Annotated in this window: 14 protein-coding genes; 9 read left to right on the top strand and 5 right to left on the bottom strand. The window is 55.6% G+C overall.

Translation table 11 applies throughout. The features are described 5' to 3' along the window. Window positions 1-63: 63 nt before the first annotated feature. Window positions 64-1,074 carry a quinone-dependent dihydroorotate dehydrogenase gene (gene pyrD / locus ACTJI7_RS04460; RefSeq protein WP_045261711.1) on the bottom strand — a complete coding sequence of 337 codons (1,011 nt, stop codon included), beginning with the start codon at window positions 1,072-1,074 and terminating at the stop codon, window positions 64-66. 249 nt (window positions 1,075-1,323) lie between these two features. Here pyrD and ssuE point away from each other — a divergent pair, with 249 nt between their 5' ends. The 5 genes from ssuE to ssuB are packed head-to-tail and all read left to right on the top strand — an operon-like array spanning window position 1,324 to window position 5,564. Further along, window positions 1,324-1,899: an NADPH-dependent FMN reductase gene (gene ssuE, locus ACTJI7_RS04465; protein ID WP_028012591.1), complete on the top strand. Its 576-nt coding sequence runs from the start codon at window positions 1,324-1,326 to the stop codon at window positions 1,897-1,899. Continuing rightward, the gene (locus ACTJI7_RS04470) at window positions 1,892-2,854 is read left to right on the top strand and encodes a sulfonate ABC transporter substrate-binding protein (RefSeq protein ID WP_063154547.1); all 963 of its coding nucleotides are present in this window, start codon (window positions 1,892-1,894) and stop codon (window positions 2,852-2,854) included. The genes ssuE and ACTJI7_RS04470 overlap by 8 nt, the downstream gene beginning before the upstream one ends. Further along, complete coding sequence (gene ssuD / locus ACTJI7_RS04475) at window positions 2,851-3,996, top strand: FMNH2-dependent alkanesulfonate monooxygenase (protein ID WP_028012589.1); 1,146 nt, start codon at window positions 2,851-2,853, stop codon at window positions 3,994-3,996. Before ACTJI7_RS04470 ends, ssuD begins: the two co-directional genes overlap by 4 nt. A gap of 9 nt (window positions 3,997-4,005) precedes the next feature. Next, on the top strand, window positions 4,006-4,797 hold the full coding sequence (gene ssuC, locus ACTJI7_RS04480; RefSeq protein WP_028012588.1) for an aliphatic sulfonate ABC transporter permease SsuC: 792 nt from the start codon (window positions 4,006-4,008) through the stop codon (window positions 4,795-4,797). Next, entirely contained in the window at window positions 4,794-5,564 is a 771-nt protein-coding gene (gene ssuB, locus ACTJI7_RS04485; protein ID WP_041910612.1) for an aliphatic sulfonates ABC transporter ATP-binding protein, read from the top strand. Before ssuC ends, ssuB begins: the two co-directional genes overlap by 4 nt. Before the next feature lie 100 nt (window positions 5,565-5,664). Here the strand turns inward: ssuB and pepN are convergent, their stop codons facing one another. Further along, window positions 5,665-8,277 carry an aminopeptidase N gene (gene pepN / locus ACTJI7_RS04490; protein WP_048960456.1) on the bottom strand — a complete coding sequence of 871 codons (2,613 nt, stop codon included), beginning with the start codon at window positions 8,275-8,277 and terminating at the stop codon, window positions 5,665-5,667. 254 nt (window positions 8,278-8,531) lie between these two features. On the opposite strand from pepN, the gene pncB reads away from it, so the two are divergent. The 4 genes from pncB to ACTJI7_RS04510 all read left to right on the top strand — a co-directional run bounded on the left by pncB (window position 8,532) and on the right by ACTJI7_RS04510 (window position 14,389). Then, window positions 8,532-9,734, top strand: coding sequence for a nicotinate phosphoribosyltransferase (gene pncB, locus ACTJI7_RS04495; RefSeq protein WP_045630030.1), 1,203 nt, complete (start codon window positions 8,532-8,534; stop codon window positions 9,732-9,734). Window positions 9,735-9,901: 167 nt separating this feature from the next. Beyond that, window positions 9,902-11,302 carry an asparagine--tRNA ligase gene (gene asnS, locus ACTJI7_RS04500; protein WP_028012584.1) on the top strand — a complete coding sequence of 467 codons (1,401 nt, stop codon included), beginning with the start codon at window positions 9,902-9,904 and terminating at the stop codon, window positions 11,300-11,302. Window positions 11,303-11,907: 605 nt separating this feature from the next. Next, window positions 11,908-13,014, top strand: coding sequence for a porin (locus tag ACTJI7_RS04505; protein ID WP_028012583.1), 1,107 nt, complete (start codon window positions 11,908-11,910; stop codon window positions 13,012-13,014). Window positions 13,015-13,198: 184 nt separating this feature from the next. Continuing rightward, a complete protein-coding gene (locus ACTJI7_RS04510; protein WP_126345203.1) occupies window positions 13,199-14,389 on the top strand; it encodes an amino acid aminotransferase in 1,191 nt (396 codons plus the stop codon). 48 nt (window positions 14,390-14,437) lie between these two features. Here the strand turns inward: ACTJI7_RS04510 and ACTJI7_RS04515 are convergent, their stop codons facing one another. The 3 genes from ACTJI7_RS04515 to ldtD form a co-directional block, all read right to left on the bottom strand. Continuing rightward, window positions 14,438-15,085: an MBL fold metallo-hydrolase gene (locus tag ACTJI7_RS04515; protein ID WP_049136519.1), complete on the bottom strand. Its 648-nt coding sequence runs from the start codon at window positions 15,083-15,085 to the stop codon at window positions 14,438-14,440. A gap of 20 nt (window positions 15,086-15,105) precedes the next feature. After that, window positions 15,106-15,657, bottom strand: a complete 552-nt coding sequence (locus tag ACTJI7_RS04520) for a YcbK family protein (protein WP_048999377.1) — start codon at window positions 15,655-15,657, stop codon at window positions 15,106-15,108. A 174-nt stretch (window positions 15,658-15,831) separates the two neighbouring features. Then, window positions 15,832-17,655: a L,D-transpeptidase gene (gene ldtD / locus ACTJI7_RS04525; protein WP_440669771.1), complete on the bottom strand. Its 1,824-nt coding sequence runs from the start codon at window positions 17,653-17,655 to the stop codon at window positions 15,832-15,834. Window positions 17,656-17,668: the final 13 nt, after the last annotated feature.

The following is a 17,668-nucleotide window of genomic DNA, read 5'->3' on the forward strand; positions in this document are numbered from 1 at the left end:
TGACGGAATATAAAACAACCAGGGCTGGAAATAAAGCCCTGGTTGTCTGATTAAGAAAAAAGATTAGATATGCGTAACGATTTCTTTAATCAAAGGCGGCCCTTTAAAAATAAAGCCGGAATAGATTTGCACCAGTGACGCACCGGCCGCCATCTTCTCGCGCGCAGCAATCACCGAGTCGATACCGCCGACGCCAATAATCGGTAAACGGCCTTTTAATTCCGCAGACAGCGCGCGAATAATTTCGGTGCTTTTTAATTGTACCGGACGGCCACTTAACCCACCCGCTTCGTCACAGTTTTTCATTCCCTGAACGAGCGAACGATCGAGCGTGGTATTCGTTGCAATCACCCCGTCAATATTATGGCGAACCAAACTGTCGGCAACCTGGATCAATTCTTCGACAGAAAGATCCGGCGCGATCTTCACCGCGACCGGAACATATTTATGGTGGATCGCCTGGAGTTCATTTTGTTTATTTTTAATGGCACTCAGAAGATCGTCCAGCGCTTCGCCATATTGTAAGGAGCGCAGCCCCGGGGTATTGGGTGAGGAAATATTCACCGCGATATACCCGGCATAGGCGTAGACTTTTTCCATACAAATCAGGTAGTCATCTTTACCCTGCTCAACCGGCGTATCTTTATTTTTGCCAATATTGATGCCTAACACCCCATCAAAATGGGCTTTCTTCACGTTCTCTACCAGATGATCAACGCCGAGGTTATTAAAGCCCATGCGGTTGATCAACCCTTCGGCTTCGACCAGGCGGAACAGGCGCGGCTTGTCATTTCCCGGCTGCGGGCGCGGCGTGACGGTACCAATTTCGATGGAGCCAAAGCCCATCGCGCCCAGGGCATCAATGCACTCGCCATTTTTGTCCAGACCGGCCGCCAGACCCAGCGGATTTTTAAAGGTCAGCCCCATGCACTGCACAGGCTTTTCCGGCACGTTTTGACGCACCAGGGCCGCCAGAGGCGTTCCTGTAATACGACGTAATTGCTGGAATGTAAATTCATGAGCGCGCTCGGGGTCGAGCTGGAAAAGGGCTTTACGAACGAAGGGGTAGTACATGAACTCTCCTGGATTCCCGGTGTGCAAACCGGGAGGGGATTATGGGCGATCCCGTCACGAAAGGGAATTGACCTGCGGCAAAAAAATCGGCGTAAAACGCAATCGTTTACCTCCCACTCTCTTTCTTATGCAGTTTTTCGCAGTTTAATTGCGGATAAATCATTTAGTGGAATAACCGCGCGGTGTCACACTCCTGAAAATTGTTATGAATGTTAGGCAAAAGCAAACAATTAGTTATAAGGAGGAAGTATGCGCGTCATTACCCTGGCCGGAAGTCCACGATTCCCTTCGCGTTCCAGCGCCCTGCTGGAATATGCCCGCGACAAGCTCAATGCCCTGGACGTGGAAGTGTGCCACTGGAATCTGCATAACTTCGAACCTGAAGATTTGCTGTATGCCCGCTTCGACAGCCCCGCGCTGAAAACCCTCACTGAGCAGCTCAAGGAAGCGGACGGCCTCATCGTTGCGACCCCGATTTATAAAGCCTCTTTTTCGGGCGCGCTGAAAACGCTGCTCGATCTTCTCCCCGAGCGCGCACTGGACGGCAAAGTGGTTCTGCCGCTGGCAACGGGCGGCACGGTGGCCCATTTACTGGCGGTGGATTACGCCCTGAAGCCGGTGCTGAACGCCCTGAAGGCGCAGGAGATCCTTCACGGCGTTTTCGCGGATGATTCGCAGGTCATTGACTACCAGCATAAGCCGCACTTCACGCCGAATCTGCAAACGCGCCTTGATGCTTCGCTGGAAACTTTCTGGCACGCGCTGCATCGCCGGGATATCCAGGTTCCTTCTTTTAATCCGCCGCAGGGAGTCGCACATGTTTAAAACCTTAACCCGCCTCGGACTGGCTGGCCTGATGGCGTTTACCGCGCTGGCACATGCCGCAGAAACCGCACCGGACAGTTTACGGATTGGCTACCAAAAAGGCAGCGTCAGTATGGTGCTGGCAAAAAGCCACCAGCTGCTGGAAAAACGCTTCCCGGACACCAAATTCTCATGGGTGGAGTTCCCAGCAGGGCCGCAGATGCTTGAAGCCCTGAACGTCGGCAGTATCGATCTGGGCAGTACGGGCGACATCCCGCCTATTTTCGCTCAGGCTGCCGGGGCAGACCTGGTATACGTCGGTGTAGAACCCGCTAAGCCGAAAGCCGAAGTCATCCTGGTACCTGAAAACAGTGACATTAAAAGCGTCTCCGACCTTAAAGGGCACAAGGTCGCTTTCCAGAAAGGTTCCAGCTCGCACAACCTGCTGCTGCGCGCCTTACAGGAAGCCGGGCTCAAGTTCACCGACATTCAGCCCGTTTACCTGACGCCCGCCGATGCACGCGCCGCGTTCCAGCAGAAGAACGTTGATGCCTGGGCTATCTGGGATCCGTACTACTCTGCGGCATTACTGCAGGGTGGCGTACGGGTGCTGAAAGACGGTACCACGCTGAAGCAAACCGGTTCGTTCTACCTCGCCTCACGCCCTTACGCCGAAAAAAACGGCGCGTTTATTCAGGGCGTACTGGATACCTTTACGCAGGCAGATGCCCTGACCCAGAGCCAGCGTCAGGCGAGCATCGCCCTGCTGGCAAAAACCATGGGCTTACCTGAGCCGGTGATCGCGAGCTACCTCAGTCACCGTCCGCCCACCACCATTGCGCCTGTCGACGCGCACGTCGCCGCGCTTCAGCAACAGACTGCTGACCTCTTCTATCAAAACCGCCTGGTACCAAAACAGGTCGATATTCGCGAACGCATCTGGCAGCCCGCTGGCAAAGAAGGAGCTAAATCATGAGTCTGAATCTTTTCTGGTTTTTACCCACCCACGGTGATGGACACTATCTTGGTACAGAAGAGGGCTCGCGCCCGGTTGACCATGGCTATCTTCAGCAGATTGCCCAGGCGGCGGACCGAATCGGTTTTACCGGCGTGCTGATCCCGACCGGACGCTCGTGCGAGGATGCCTGGCTGGTGGCCGCGTCGATGATCCCGGTCACCCAGCGCCTTAAATTCCTTGTTGCATTGCGCCCGAGCGTCGTTTCACCCACCGTGGCGGCGCGTCAGGCAGCAACGCTGGACAGGCTCTCCAACGGCCGCGCTCTGTTTAACCTGGTGACGGGCAGCGATCCGCAGGAGCTGGCGGGTGACGGCGTGTTCCTCGACCATACCGAGCGCTATGAAGCCTCCGCCGAATTTACCCGCGTCTGGCGACGCCTGCTGGAAGGCGAAACCGTCACCTTTGAAGGTAAGCATATTCACGTTCGCGACGCGAAGCTCTACTTCCCGCCGGTGCAGCAGCCGCGCCCTCCGCTCTATTTTGGCGGATCGTCGGATGTGGCCCAGGATCTGGCCGCCGAGCAGGTCGATCTCTATCTGACCTGGGGCGAGCCGCCCGAGCTGGTGAAAGAGAAAATTGCCCAGGTCCGCGCCAAAGCCGCCGCCCATGGCCGCAAAGTGCGCTTCGGGATTCGCCTGCACGTGATTGTGCGCGAAACCAATGAAGAAGCCTGGCAGGCGGCAGACCGTCTGATCTCCCATCTGGACGATGAGACCATTGCGAAGGCGCAGGCTGCGTTTGCCAAAACCGACTCCGTCGGGCAGCACCGCATGGCCTCTCTGCACAACGGCAAGCGCGAGAACCTGGAAATCAGCCCGAACCTGTGGGCGGGCGTGGGTCTGGTACGCGGCGGCGCGGGCACGGCGCTGGTCGGCGACGGGCCAACCGTGGCTGCACGTATTAATGAATACGCTGACCTGGGCATCGACAGCTTTATTCTCTCCGGCTATCCGCACCTGGAAGAGGCCTACAGGGTGGGCGAGCTGTTATTCCCGCATCTGGATGTCGCCGTTCCGGAAATTCCGCAGCCGCAGCGGCTCCAGCTGCAGGGCGAAGCCGTGGCAAACGAGTTTATTCCGCGCAAAGCCGCACAGAGCTAAGGAGTGACCATGTCTGCCACCTCACAAAAATGGCTGCTGCGCGCCGCCCCGTGGTTTTTGCCCGTCGGCATCGTGGCGCTCTGGCAGCTCGCGTCGACCACCGGCTGGCTGTCGAGCCGCATTTTGCCCTCTCCGGAGGGCGTTATCGAAGCGTTCTGGTCGCTGAGCGTCAGCGGAGAGCTGTGGCAACATCTGGCGATCAGCTCCTGGCGCGCGGTGATTGGGTTTTCCATCGGCGGCAGCATCGGTCTGGTGCTGGGTCTGATCAGCGGCCTTTCACGCTGGGGGGAAAGGCTGCTGGATACCTCCATCCAGATGCTGCGCAACGTGCCGCATCTGGCGCTGATCCCGCTAGTCATTTTGTGGTTTGGGATCGATGAGAGCGCCAAAATCTTCCTCGTGGCGCTGGGCACGCTGTTCCCGATATACATCAACACCTGGCACGGCATCCGCAATATCGATCGCGGTCTGGTGGAGATGGCGCGCAGCTACGGCTTATCGGGTTTTTCCCTCTTTGCTCACGTGATTCTGCCGGGCGCCCTGCCCTCCATTATGGTCGGGGTGCGCTTTGCGCTCGGTCTGATGTGGCTGACGCTGATTGTGGCGGAAACCATCTCAGCCAACTCCGGTATTGGCTACCTGGCGATGAACGCCCGCGAATTCCTGCAAACGGACGTGGTGGTGGTCGCCATCATTCTGTATGCACTGCTCGGCAAACTCGCCGACGTCAGCGCACAGTGGCTGGAGCGCAGCTGGCTGCGCTGGAACCCGGCCTATACCCTTCAGGAGGCGAAAGCATGAATACCGCACGACTAAATCAGGGCACGCCGCTGCTGCTCAACGGCGTAACCAAACGCTACGGCGAAAACACCATTCTTAACGGGCTGGATCTGCACATTCCCGCCGGCCAGTTTGTGGCTGTAGTCGGGCGCAGCGGCGGCGGAAAAAGCACACTCCTGCGTCTTTTAGCCGGGCTGGAGGCCCCCAACGGAGGAGAGATTCTGGCAGGAACCACGCCGCTGGCCAATATTCAGGACGATACGCGCATGATGTTTCAGGATGCGCGCCTGCTGCCGTGGAAAACGGTGATTGATAACGTCGGGCTGGGGCTCAAAGGCAACTGGCGGGATGAAGCCCGTCAGGCGCTGGCCGCCGTCGGGCTGGAAAACCGTGCAGGTGAATGGCCTGCGGCGCTGTCGGGCGGCCAGAAGCAGCGCGTGGCGCTGGCGCGAGCGTTGATTCACCGTCCCGGTCTGCTGCTGCTTGATGAGCCGCTCGGCGCTCTTGATGCCCTGACGCGGATAGAAATGCAGGATCTGATTGAATCCCTCTGGCAGGCGCACGGCTTTACGGTACTGCTGGTGACGCATGACGTGAGCGAAGCCGTGGCGATGGCGGACCGGGTATTGCTTATAGAAAACGGGAAAATCGGTTTGGATCTGACGGTGGACATCCCGCGCCCTCGTCGCGTGGGCTCGGCGAGACTGGCGGAGCTGGAAGCCGAAGTGCTGGATCGGGTGATGAAACGTGGGGAAGCGGAGATTCAGCGGATAAAGGCCAATGCCTGATGCCCTCACCCCGGCCCTCTCCCACAGGGAGAGGGAGAAAACCGATGCCCCGCGCGCCCACGTAGGCCCGGTAAGCGTAGCGCCACCGGGCTTTTTTACATCAGGCCAGCGCCTTAGCAATCTTCTCGTACAGATCGCCAGACAGATTTTCCAGCCCTTTCAGTTGCTCAAGCGCGGCGCGCATCTTCGCCTGGCGCTGCGCATCATAGCGTTTCAGGCGGATCAGCGGCTCAATCAGACGTGATGCAACCTGCGGGTTACGGCTGTTCAGCTCGGTCAGCATTTCCACCATAAACTGGTATCCGCTGCCGTCTTCGGCGTGGAACGCGGCCGGGTTACTGCTGGCAAATGCGCCAATCAGCGAGCGAACGCGGTTCGGGTTGCTCATGGTGAACGAACGGTGCTTAAGCAGGCTGCGAACCTTGCTAAGCGCATCGGCCGCCGGGCTGGTCGCCTGCAGAATAAACCACTTGTCCATCACCAGACCATCCTGGTGCCACTTGTCGTCATACTCCTGCATCAGCGCATCGCGGCACGGCAGTTCAGCGGCAACGCTTGCCGCCAGGGCCGCGAGCGCATCAGTCATGTTATCCGCTTCGTGATACTGCTTGCTCACCAGCGCGTTCGCCAGTTCGGCCTCACCAAACGCAAGATAGCGCAGGCAGGTATTGCGCAGGGTACGCTTGCCGATATCCGCATGCTCCACGCGATACGCGTCAAGCTTGTTAGCGTTGTATAGCGCCAGGAATTCATCCGCCAGTTCGGTCGCCAGCGTGCGGGTCAGCGCTTCGCGCACCGCCACGATGGCAATCGGGTCGATGATGTCGAACAGCTCCGCAATTTCAGTCGCGGACGGCAGCGTCAAAATTTCAGCCGCCAGCGCCGGGTCAATCTTCTCATCCAGCAGGATGGCGCGGAACGCGTCTGCCACATGCACCGGCAGCGTCAGCGGCTGGCCCTGCTGGTAGCGGTTCACGTTAAGCTTGATGTAGGTTGCCAGCAGGCTCTGCGCCGCGTCCCAGCGGGAGAAATCGTTGCGGGCGTGACGCATCAGGAACGTCAGCTGCTGGTCGCTCCACTTGTACTCCAGCTTCACCGGCGCGGAGAACTCGCACAGCAGCGCAGGCACCGGCTGGAAGTAGACGTTATCGAAGATAAAGGTCTGCTCTGCCTGGGTCACGTTCAGCACGTGGTGCACCGGGTGGCCGCCCTTCTGTAGCGGGATGACGTTGCCTTCGTTGTCGTACAGCTCAATGCTGAACGGAATGTGCAGCGGATATTTTTCTTCCTGCTCGGCAGTTGGCGGCGTGCGCTGGCTGATGGTCAGAGTGTACTGCTCGGTTTCCGGGTTGTAGTCGTCCTTAACGGTGACAATCGGGGTTCCGGCCTGGCTGTACCAGCGGCGGAAGTGAGAAAGATCAACGTTGGACGCGTCTTCCATCGCCTGCACGAAGTCGTCGCAGGTAGCCGCGCTGCCGTCGTGACGTTCGAAGTAAAGCTGCATCCCTTTCTGGAAATTCTCTTCACCCAGCAGGGTGTGGATCATGCGGATAATTTCAGCGCCCTTCTCGTACACCGTCAGGGTGTAAAAGTTATTCATCTCAATGACTTTATCCGGACGGATCGGGTGCGCCATTGGGCTGGCATCTTCCGCAAACTGCAGGCCGCGCATGGTGCGCACGTTGTTGATGCGGTTGACCGCCCGCGAGCCCAGATCGGAGCTGAACTCCTGATCGCGGAAGACGGTTAGCCCCTCTTTCAGGCTCAGCTGGAACCAGTCGCGGCAGGTGACGCGGTTACCGGTCCAGTTATGGAAATACTCGTGGCCGATAACGCGTTCGATATCGAGGTAGTCTTTATCGGTGGCGGTATCGGTACGCGCCAGCACGTACTTGGAGTTAAAGATGTTAAGGCCTTTATTCTCCATCGCGCCCATGTTGAAGAAGTCGACGGCGACGATCATATAGATGTCGAGATCGTATTCGAGGCCGAAACGCTCTTCATCCCACTTCATGGAGTTAATGAGTGAAGTCATCGCCCACGGCGCGCGGTCAAGGTTGCCGCGGTCAACGAACAGCTCCAGCGCCACTTCGCGGCCAGAGCGGGTTTTGAAGGTATCGCGCAGCACGTCGAAATCACCCGCCACCAGCGCAAACAGGTAGCACGGTTTCGGGAACGGATCCTGCCACTGCACCCAGTGACGGCCATTTTCCAGCTCGCCCTCACCCACGCGGTTACCGTTGGAGAGCAGGAACGGATAGAGGGTTTTATCGGCAATGATTTTGGTGGTAAAACGCGCCAGCACGTCCGGGCGGTCCAGGTACCAGGTAATGTGGCGGAAACCTTCGGCTTCACACTGGGTACACAGGGCCACGCCTGACTGGTAGAGCCCTTCCAGCGCCGTGTTGGCGGCAGGGCTGATTTCATTCACGATGCGCAGCGTAAAGCGTTCCGGCAGGTTGTCGATGACCAGCTGGTTGCCTTCTTCTTTATAATCTGACCAGGCTTCATCGTTAATGTGCAGGGAGACCAGCGTCAGGTCTTCGCCATCCAGACGCAGCGGTACGGCAGTCGCGCTGTGGCGCGTCACCTGGCTTACCGCCGTCACAACGGTTTTTGTGGCATCCAGGTCAAAAGTCAGGTCGATATCGCTAATCAGGTATTCCGGCGCACGGTAGTCGTGGCGGTATTTGGCTTGTGGCTGTTGTGTCATAGAAAACCTTATGCATCGTTTGTCGAGTAACGTTTCAATATATTCCTGTTGCGTAAAACGCGCTATGCAGAATGTTCATCTTTTCAGGCTTAAACACCTTTTTCGCTACATTTGTATAACACGGGGCACGAAATGCTCTCGACCATAAAGTGTGCTTATGTTGTGATCGGGGTTCAATAAATCACTAAACAAGGTATACTCCGGAGTTGTTTATTGTACTAAACGCTCCCGTGAGAGGATGCTACAGCGCACCTATGACTCAATTCGCTTCTCCGGTTCTGCATACGTTGCTGGATACCGACGCGTATAAACTGCATATGCAGCAAGCCGTTTTCCACCATTACTATGACGTTCACGTCGCGGCGGAATTCCGCTGCCGTGGTGACGACTTGCTCGGTATCTACGCAGATTCCATTCGTGAACAGGTCGATGCGATGCAGCATCTGGCGCTCACCGATGACGAATATCAGTGGCTTTCTGGCCTGCCTTTCTTTAAAGCGGACTATCTGAACTGGCTGCGCGACTTCCGCTATAAGCCTGAACAGGTCACCGTGACCAACGAGAACGGCAAGCTGGATATTCGTCTTGAAGGTCCGTGGCGGGAAGTGATCATGTGGGAAGTGCCGCTTTTGGCCGTCATCAGCGAGCTGGCTCACCGCTACCGTTCGCCTGAAACGGGCGTCGAACAGGCGGTCGCCTCGCTGGAGAACAAACTTGAGGCATTCTCTACGCTGACCGAAGGGCTGGATATGTCCCGCTTCCGCCTGATGGATTTCGGTACCCGTCGCCGCTTCTCTCGCGAGGTTCAGCAGGCTATCGTTGAACGTCTGCAGCAGGAGCCGTGGTTCGTGGGTACCAGCAACTACGATTTGGCGCGTCGCCTCAACCTGACGCCAATGGGCACTCAGGCGCACGAGTGGTTCCAGGCGCATCAGCAAATTAGCCCGGACCTGGCTAACAGCCAGCGTGCGGCGCTGGCTGCGTGGCTTGAAGAGTACCCGAATCAACTCGGGATCGCCCTGACCGACTGTATTACGATGGATGCCTTCCTGCGCGACTTTGGTCCCGAGTTCGCTGAGCGTTACCAGGGGTTACGCCACGACTCAGGGGATCCGGTTGAATGGGGCGAAAAGGCGATTGCCCATTACCAAAAACTCGGCATTGACCCGATGAGCAAGGTACTGGTCTTCTCCGATAATCTCGACCTGGCGAAAGCCGTCGAACTGTATCGTCATTTCAATGCCAGAATTAATCTGGGCTTCGGGATCGGTACCCGGTTGACCTGCGACATTCCTCAGGTAAAACCTCTGAATATCGTGATAAAGCTGGTGGAATGTAACGGCAAGCCGGTGGCTAAGCTCTCTGACAGCCCGGGTAAAACCATCTGCCATGACAAAGCGTTTGTTCGCGCATTGCGCAAAGCGTTCGATCTCCCCCAGATCAAAAAAGCCAGTTAAGCGCTTACGGGAGCCTTCAGGGCTCCCTTCCCTTATTTATTTCTCAATTCTTCTCTTTTGACTGCGAAATTTACTTGTCTGATAGCGGTTGGCAGGTAACATAGATATCCCCCCGTCTTGGGGTGGACAAGTGTTTATTTTTTCCGACTATTAACAGAGAGAATATTATGAGCGTTGTGCCTGTAGCCGACGTACTCCAGGGCCGTGTCGCCGTTGACCAGGAGGTCACCGTGCGCGGATGGGTGCGTACTCGCCGAGATTCTAAAGCTGGCATCTCCTTCCTTGCCGTCTATGACGGTTCCTGCTTTGATCCTGTACAGGCCGTCATTAATAATTCTCTGCCCAATTACAATGATGACGTTCTGCGCCTGACGACGGGTTGTTCCGTTATCGTCACCGGTGTGGTTGTGGCATCCCCGGGCCAGGGCCAGAGTTTCGAGATCCAGGCTTCTGCCATTGAAGTGACCGGCTGGGTTGAAGATCCGGACACCTACCCGATGGCGGCAAAACGTCACAGCATTGAATACCTGCGTGAAGTCGCACACCTGCGTCCGCGTACCAACCTGATTGGTGCGGTGGCTCGCGTGCGCCATACGCTGGCCCAGGCGCTGCATCGCTTCTTCGATGAGCAGGGGTATTTCTGGGTGTCTACCCCGCTGATCACCGCGTCCGATACGGAAGGCGCAGGCGAAATGTTCCGCGTCTCGACGCTGGACATGGAAAACCTGCCGCGCACGCCGGAAGGTAAAGTCGACTACGACAAAGACTTCTTTGGTAAAGAAGCCTTCCTGACGGTATCCGGCCAGCTCAACGGCGAAACCTACGCCTGTGCGCTGTCTAAGATCTATACCTTCGGCCCAACCTTCCGCGCCGAAAACTCCAACACCAGCCGCCACCTGGCGGAGTTCTGGATGCTGGAGCCGGAAGTGGCGTTTGCCGATCTGAATGACGTTGCAGGTCTCGCAGAAGCGATGCTGAAGTACGTCTTCAAAGCGGTGCTGGAAGAGCGTCCTGACGACATGAAGTTCTTCGCCGAACGCGTAGACAGCGATGCTGTAGCGCGTCTGGAGCGTTTCGTCTCTGCCGACTTTGCGCAGGTGGACTATACCGACGCGGTAGCAATCCTCGAGAAATGCGGTGAGAAGTTTGAGAACCCGGTTTACTGGGGCGTAGACCTGGCGTCTGAGCACGAACGCTATCTCGCCGAGAAACATTTCAAAGCGCCGGTTGTCGTTAAAAACTACCCGAAAGACATTAAGGCCTTCTATATGCGCCTTAACGAAGACGGGAAAACCGTGGCAGCGATGGACGTACTGGCGCCGGGCATCGGTGAAATCATTGGTGGTTCTCAGCGTGAAGAACGTCTGGACGTGCTTGACGCGCGCATGGCAGAGATGGGGCTCAACCCTGCGGACTATAGCTGGTATCGCGATCTGCGCCGTTATGGCACCGTTCCGCACGCTGGGTTCGGTCTGGGCTTCGAGCGTCTGATCGCCTACGTTACTGGTGTTCAGAACGTGCGTGACGTAATTCCGTTCCCGCGTACACCACGCAACGCCAGCTTCTAAGCAACGCAACGGACAATGGCCAGCATTTGCTGGCCATTATTTTATTCTGCCCTGTCAGTTTTTGTCAGCGTAAAGTCAGCGTTTTTAAACCACTACCCCGTCACAACCGCTACCTGTTACGTTTTGTTTCCGCGAAATATCCAGCCACAAAAAATTAACCTCATTCTTATTGCGATTATTACATTCTGAAGTAATAGCACAAATTTCAACCAATTTTTCAGCCATCCAGAAGTCTTTATTGGGTCATAAGAAAAAACGAGTCGTTTAACATTCGTTTATAGGAATTGCCTTTATCCAAATTAAACATAAGGAATTCATATATATAGGAAACAAACCGATGCTTAATTCGCCAGGGGGTTCTGAAATTTGAGATGGTTCACAAAGTTCCCAAAAATACACATTTAGTTACACATATTTTCTTTATGTAACTTAATCTTGAGAATTGTAGCACTTTCAGGCTAGCGAAACGCTTCGGTGAATGGAAAGATGCCTGTCAGATACATAAAGACACCTAACTCTCATCAATAGTTCCGGAAATATTTATTGACAGAATTTATTGACGGCAGTGGCGAGTGTCATAAAAAAACCAATGAGGGTAATAAATAATGATGAAGCGCAATATTCTGGCAGTGGTAATCCCTGCCCTGCTGGTAGCCGGTGCAGCTAACGCTGCAGAAATCTATAACAAGAACGGCAACAAACTGGACTTCTACGGGAAAGTTAACGCCGAGCACGATTTCGTGACCTCTGGCGATGACACTAACAACAACGACGCTACCTACGCGCAGATCGGTTTCAAAGGCGAAACTCAGATCAACGACCAGCTGACCGGTTACGGCCAGTGGGAATACCGCTTCATGGCTAACCAGGCTGAGAACACCGCTCAGGCTAACAAAAACCGTCTGGCCTTTGCGGGCCTGAAAGCGGGCGACGCTGGCAGCATCGACTACGGTCGTAACTACGGTATCGTTTACGACGTAGAATCTTACACCGATATGGCACCGTCCTTCTCCGGGATGACCTGGGGCGGTAACTACGTTGATAACTTCATGACCAGCCGCAGCACCGGCCTGCTGACCTACCGTAACAGCGATTTCTTCGGTCTGGTTGACGGCCTGAGCCTGGGCGTTCAGTACCAGGGTAAAAACGACCGTGCTGACGTTAAAACCTCTAACGGTGACGGCGTAGGTTACTCCCTGGGTTACGACTTCGGCGAAGGCTTCGGTGCAATCGCATCTTACAGCAACGCTAACCGTACTCTGAACCAGAAAGCTGATGGCCAGGGTGATAAAGCTGAAGCATGGGGCGTGGGTCTGAAATACGACGCTAACAACCTCTACCTGGCAACTACCTATGCAGAAACCCGTAACACCACCCGTACCGGTTCTAGCGGTGATGCAGGTTTTGCTAACAAAACTCAGAACTTCGAAGTGGTTGCTCAGTACCAGTTCGACTTCGGCCTGCGTCCAGCAATCTCCTACGTGCAGACCAAAGGTAAAGACCTGGCTGCCGTCGGCGGCTTCAGCGGTGGCGATGCAGACCTGGCTAAATTCATCCAGGTTGGTACCACTTACTACTTCAACAAAAACTTCAACGTGTGGGCTGACTACTACATCAACCTGCTGGATAAAGACACCGACTACGCGAAAGCTGTTGGCGGTCTGAACGGCAACGACGATATGGCTGCTGTGGGTGTAACCTACCAGTTCTAATCAGAACACCACTTTGTTATATGCATAATGAACAGGGCTTCGGCCCTGTTTTTTTATGCCTGACAGAAAATAATGGCGACTTTTGAAAAGCCGCACGCTTTTCGTCGCAAACGGTTGGCATTTTGTAAATCTACCGTTAACCTGATAGCGGATTTCACTTCTGTAATCACAATGGAACTTCGTCATGTTTGAGAACATTACCGCCGCTCCTGCCGACCCTATTCTGGGCCTGGCCGATCTGTTTCGTGCCGACGACCGCCCTGGCAAAATCAACCTGGGTATTGGTGTATATAAAGATGAAACCGGCAAAACTCCGGTACTGACCAGCGTTAAGAAAGCTGAGCAGTATCTGCTGGAAAATGAAACCACCAAAAACTACCTCGGTATTGATGGTATCCCTGAATTTGGTCGCTGCACCCAGGAGCTGCTGTTCGGTAAAGGCAGCGCAATTGTGAGTGACAAACGTGCCCGCACAGCACAGACCCCTGGCGGTACCGGCGCGCTGCGCGTGGCGGCGGATTTCCTTGCGAAAAACACCTCTGTTAAGCGCGTATGGGTGAGCAATCCAAGCTGGCCGAACCACAAGAGCGTCTTTAACTCTGCGGGCCTGGAAGTGCGCGAATATGCTTACTACGATGCGGCAAACCACGCTCTCGACTTTGACGGCCTGCTCTCAAGCCTGAGCGAAGCGCAGGTGGGTGACGTGGTGCTGTTCCACGGCTGCTGCCACAACCCAACCGGTATCGATCCAACGCTTGAGCAGTGGGAACACCTGGCGAAGCTGTCCGTAGAAAAAGGCTGGCTGCCGCTGTTTGACTTTGCTTACCAGGGCTTCGCCCGCGGCCTGGAAGAAGATGCCGAAGGCCTGCGCGCGTTCGCCGCCGTGCATCAGGAGCTGATCGTTGCCAGTTCCTACTCCAAAAACTTTGGTCTGTACAATGAGCGCGTAGGCGCCTGTACGCTGGTTGCGGCTAACGATGAGACCGTCGATCGCGCGTTTAGCCAGATGAAGTCCGTTATCCGCGCTAACTACTCTAACCCGCCGGCACACGGTGCGTCTGTTGTTGCGACCATTCTGAGCAACGATGCGCTGCGCGCGATTTGGGAACAAGAGCTGAACGATATGCGTCAGCGTATCCAGCGCATGCGCCTGCTGTTTGTGAACACCCTGGCTGAGAAAGGCGCTGACCGCGACTTCAGCTTCATCATCAAACAGAACGGTATGTTCTCGTTCAGCGGCCTGACCAAAGAGCAGGTTCTGCGTCTGCGCGAAGAGTTTGGCGTATACGCCGTAGCCTCTGGCCGCGTAAACGTTGCAGGCATGACCCCTGACAACATGGCGCCACTGTGCGAAGCGATTGTCGCCGTCCTGTAATTTGCGCCCACAAAAAAGCCTGCGTTAAGCAGGCTTTTTTTATGCTGGTTACCAGACAGGCATTTCATCCTGAAGGAACGGGTTATGGAGCCGTTCATAGCCCAGCGTCGATATCGGACCGTGTCCAGGGATAAACGTTACGTCATCACCCAGCGGCAATAACTTCTGTTTGATCGACTGAATCAGCTGCCCGTGATCGCCGCGCGGAAAATCGCTGCGTCCTACGCCCCCTTTGAAAATCACATCGCCGGAAATCAGCAGACGGGACTGGTCGTCAAAGAAGACGATATGGCCTGGCGTATGCCCAGGACAATGCAACACCTGTAAAGTCACATTCCCTACGTTAACGCGCTCTCCTTCATTCAGCCAGCGATCGGGCGTCAATGGCAGACACTCATCAAGGCCAAACATGCGGCTTTGGGCGGGTAACCCCTGCAGCCAGAACTCATCTTCTTTTTCCGGGCCAATAATCGGCACACCGTAGTGTTTAGCCAGTTCAGCCGCTGCGCCTACGTGGTCGAGGTGACCATGCGTCAGTAAAATCTGCATCAGCGTCACGCCGCTGTCGGCAACGTCCTGCTTGATTTTCTCAGCGTCACCGCCGGGATCGACAAGCGCGGCCAGTTTGGTTTGCTCGCACCAGATTAATGAACAGTTCTGGGAGAACGCGGTAACCGGAATAATACGATAGTTCATACTGCTCCTGTGTTTCGTTATTACCAGTGCCGAACCGGCCCGGTATCAATATGCACAAAGTTGCTGCTGGGGTAATATCCTACACCACCCGCGCGCATAGATAACGCGGCTTTGCGAATATTGGCTAACGAAACGCCTTCAATGTGGAAATCCATTGCCTGTCCCTTCGTGTGGTAGCTTTTTTTCGCTACCCCACGGCTATGGGCGCGCAGTTCATTGTTGGTATCAATTGAGCGATAACCAGAAATAAGCTGCACCGGCTTGCTGGTGCCCAGCAGGCCCTGAAGGCGGAAAAGCTGATCAAACAGTCCTGGGTCGATGGCTTTTACTTTATTCGCGCGGAAATCACGGAAAAAATGGTTGAGTCTTGCTAATTCATCCTGAATATAGCCTCTGCCATCGAAAAACTCCGCTTTTAGCGACTCACCGGTGTGAAGATTGCTGAGCGTTAAAACGCGCGGACGAGGTGTCGAGAGGGTGGCAAATGCTGGCGTCGGTAAGATGGCCGCTGCGCCAAGCGCAACACCACCTAACGCCAGCAGCTTGCGGCGATTAGCGTCAAATTTGTCCATGATAATCAGGTCTACAGGTCAAGGAAATCGTAATATGCTTAGCGCACGAAGGGCACCTTAACTGGCAAAACAGGGTACGTCAAGGCGCCCAACCCCAGTGAATACGCGGCTTACAGCGATATTGGCCCCGATTCACCATAACTTACGACAATCATTTTTCCCGAACTACTTCATTTACCTGATTAATTGTTCCGCTTTTGGCAAAATTTGTGCGCCGGATCGCGCGGTGAGATCATAATTGTAAATATCTGTACGGTACTGAGTGCGACCGTCTTCACCCACAAACGCTGTCAGATAATAAAGATTAACCGGAATGTTGTAGCGAATATTCACGTAGCGCGTATCACCCTGCTTCAGGGCGTCAGAAATACGCGTATCGTTCCAGCCCGCATCCTGCAGCAGCATGTTGGCCAACTCCGAGGCTTTATTTACGCGCACGCAGCCTGAACTCAGTGCCCGGGTATCTTTCTGGAACAGATTGTGGTTCGGCGTATCGTGCAGATAGATAGCATCTGAACTTGGCATGTTGAATTTGTAGCGCCCCAGCGAGTTATGCGCTCCGGGAGCCTGCTGGAAGCGGAACGGTAGGTTGGAGGCCGTGATCGTCGACCAGTCGACCATGTAAGGATCGATCGCCTCTTTACTGTTCCAGCCACGCATGACCGTATAGCCGTGACGTTCCAGATAACCCGGATCGTTCCAGACCTTAGGCAGAATGTCCTTACGCGCCAGCGTCGGCGGCACGTTCCACGGCGGGTTAACCACCACGTTATTTAACGCGCTGCTCATCATCGGCGTTTTGCGATCCGGACGCCCGACAATCACGCGCGAGGCCAGCTTCTCGCTACCATCCTGATAATAAACCAGTGAATAGGCCGGGATATTGACCATAATGCCGGTAGACAGCGTGCCCGGCAGCAAACGCAAACGCTGAATATTAAGCGCCAGCACCCCGGCCCGCTGCGCAGGCGATACGTTAAGCCAGTCACGCGTTGAGGGTCCAATGACGCCATCGGCTCCCAGCCCCTGAGCGGCCTGGAACTGTTTAACCGCGGCAACCAGCTCGCGATCGTAAGCCTCGGGCTTATTGCTCAGGGTAGTGGCCTTGTTCTCTTTTACGGGCGCTGACGGGCTGACCACCGCGCTTTGCGGATCGTCGCCCGGCAGGGCAATGTTCGACCCGCCATCAAGAATACCGGAGCGTTTAAGGATCTCGCGCAGGGCTGGCACATCGCTGCTCCACTGACCCGGACGCAGCGTTGCGGTCCCCCGCATTTGCGGCCATGGACGCGAGTCCCCCACCAGCGCGAGGAGCGACTGGTGCATCGTGGCATACTGTGGATGCGCCGGCGCGAGGCTGGCAATGAAGCGAGGCAGGTCGCCGTTATCAAGCGCTAATTGCCACTGGTTAATCACCGACAGGGCTGGCGTCGCCAGCTTATAAGGCCTATCGCTGTACAGCCAGCGGTTGCCATTGACCGGAATACCCGCCACAAACTGCAGGTAACCCATCATGGCATCGGAAAGGACCACGTCCCGCGCCTGACCGGTGACGGCAGGATCGGTTAACAGCTCAACCCACTTCGTAAACTGCGGCTGGAATCCCGCAATCGCCACTTCCGCCAGCTGTTGCTGGAAGGCGCGCACGGCATCACGATTTTCCCACATGGGTTTCATATCGCGGGCAGCATAAAGCAGCGTGAGCTGATTGATATAGGCAGGCGTGTAGCCTGCAGGCAGGCCTGTCTGGAGCTGCTGGCTGAGCGATTCAACGTCGATGCCTTCCGGCAGCGGCTTAATCCCGGCCATGATGGCCGTAGCCGTAGACTGTTCCAGCGGCTGAGACAATGACGTCGGCTGCGCGCCTGTCGTTGCGGTGCTGTCAGTCGGCACAATTTCAGGCTCGTCGGCCTGGGCGGTTAACAGTGGAGCAAACATCACTGCCAGACATAAACTCAGCGCTGACAGCTGACGACCACATTCTTTCTTTAGCAACATCCCTTGCCCCCTG

Source organism: Enterobacter sp. 22499, assembly GCF_052044815.1.
Lineage (GTDB): Bacteria > Pseudomonadota > Gammaproteobacteria > Enterobacterales > Enterobacteriaceae > Enterobacter > Enterobacter bugandensis.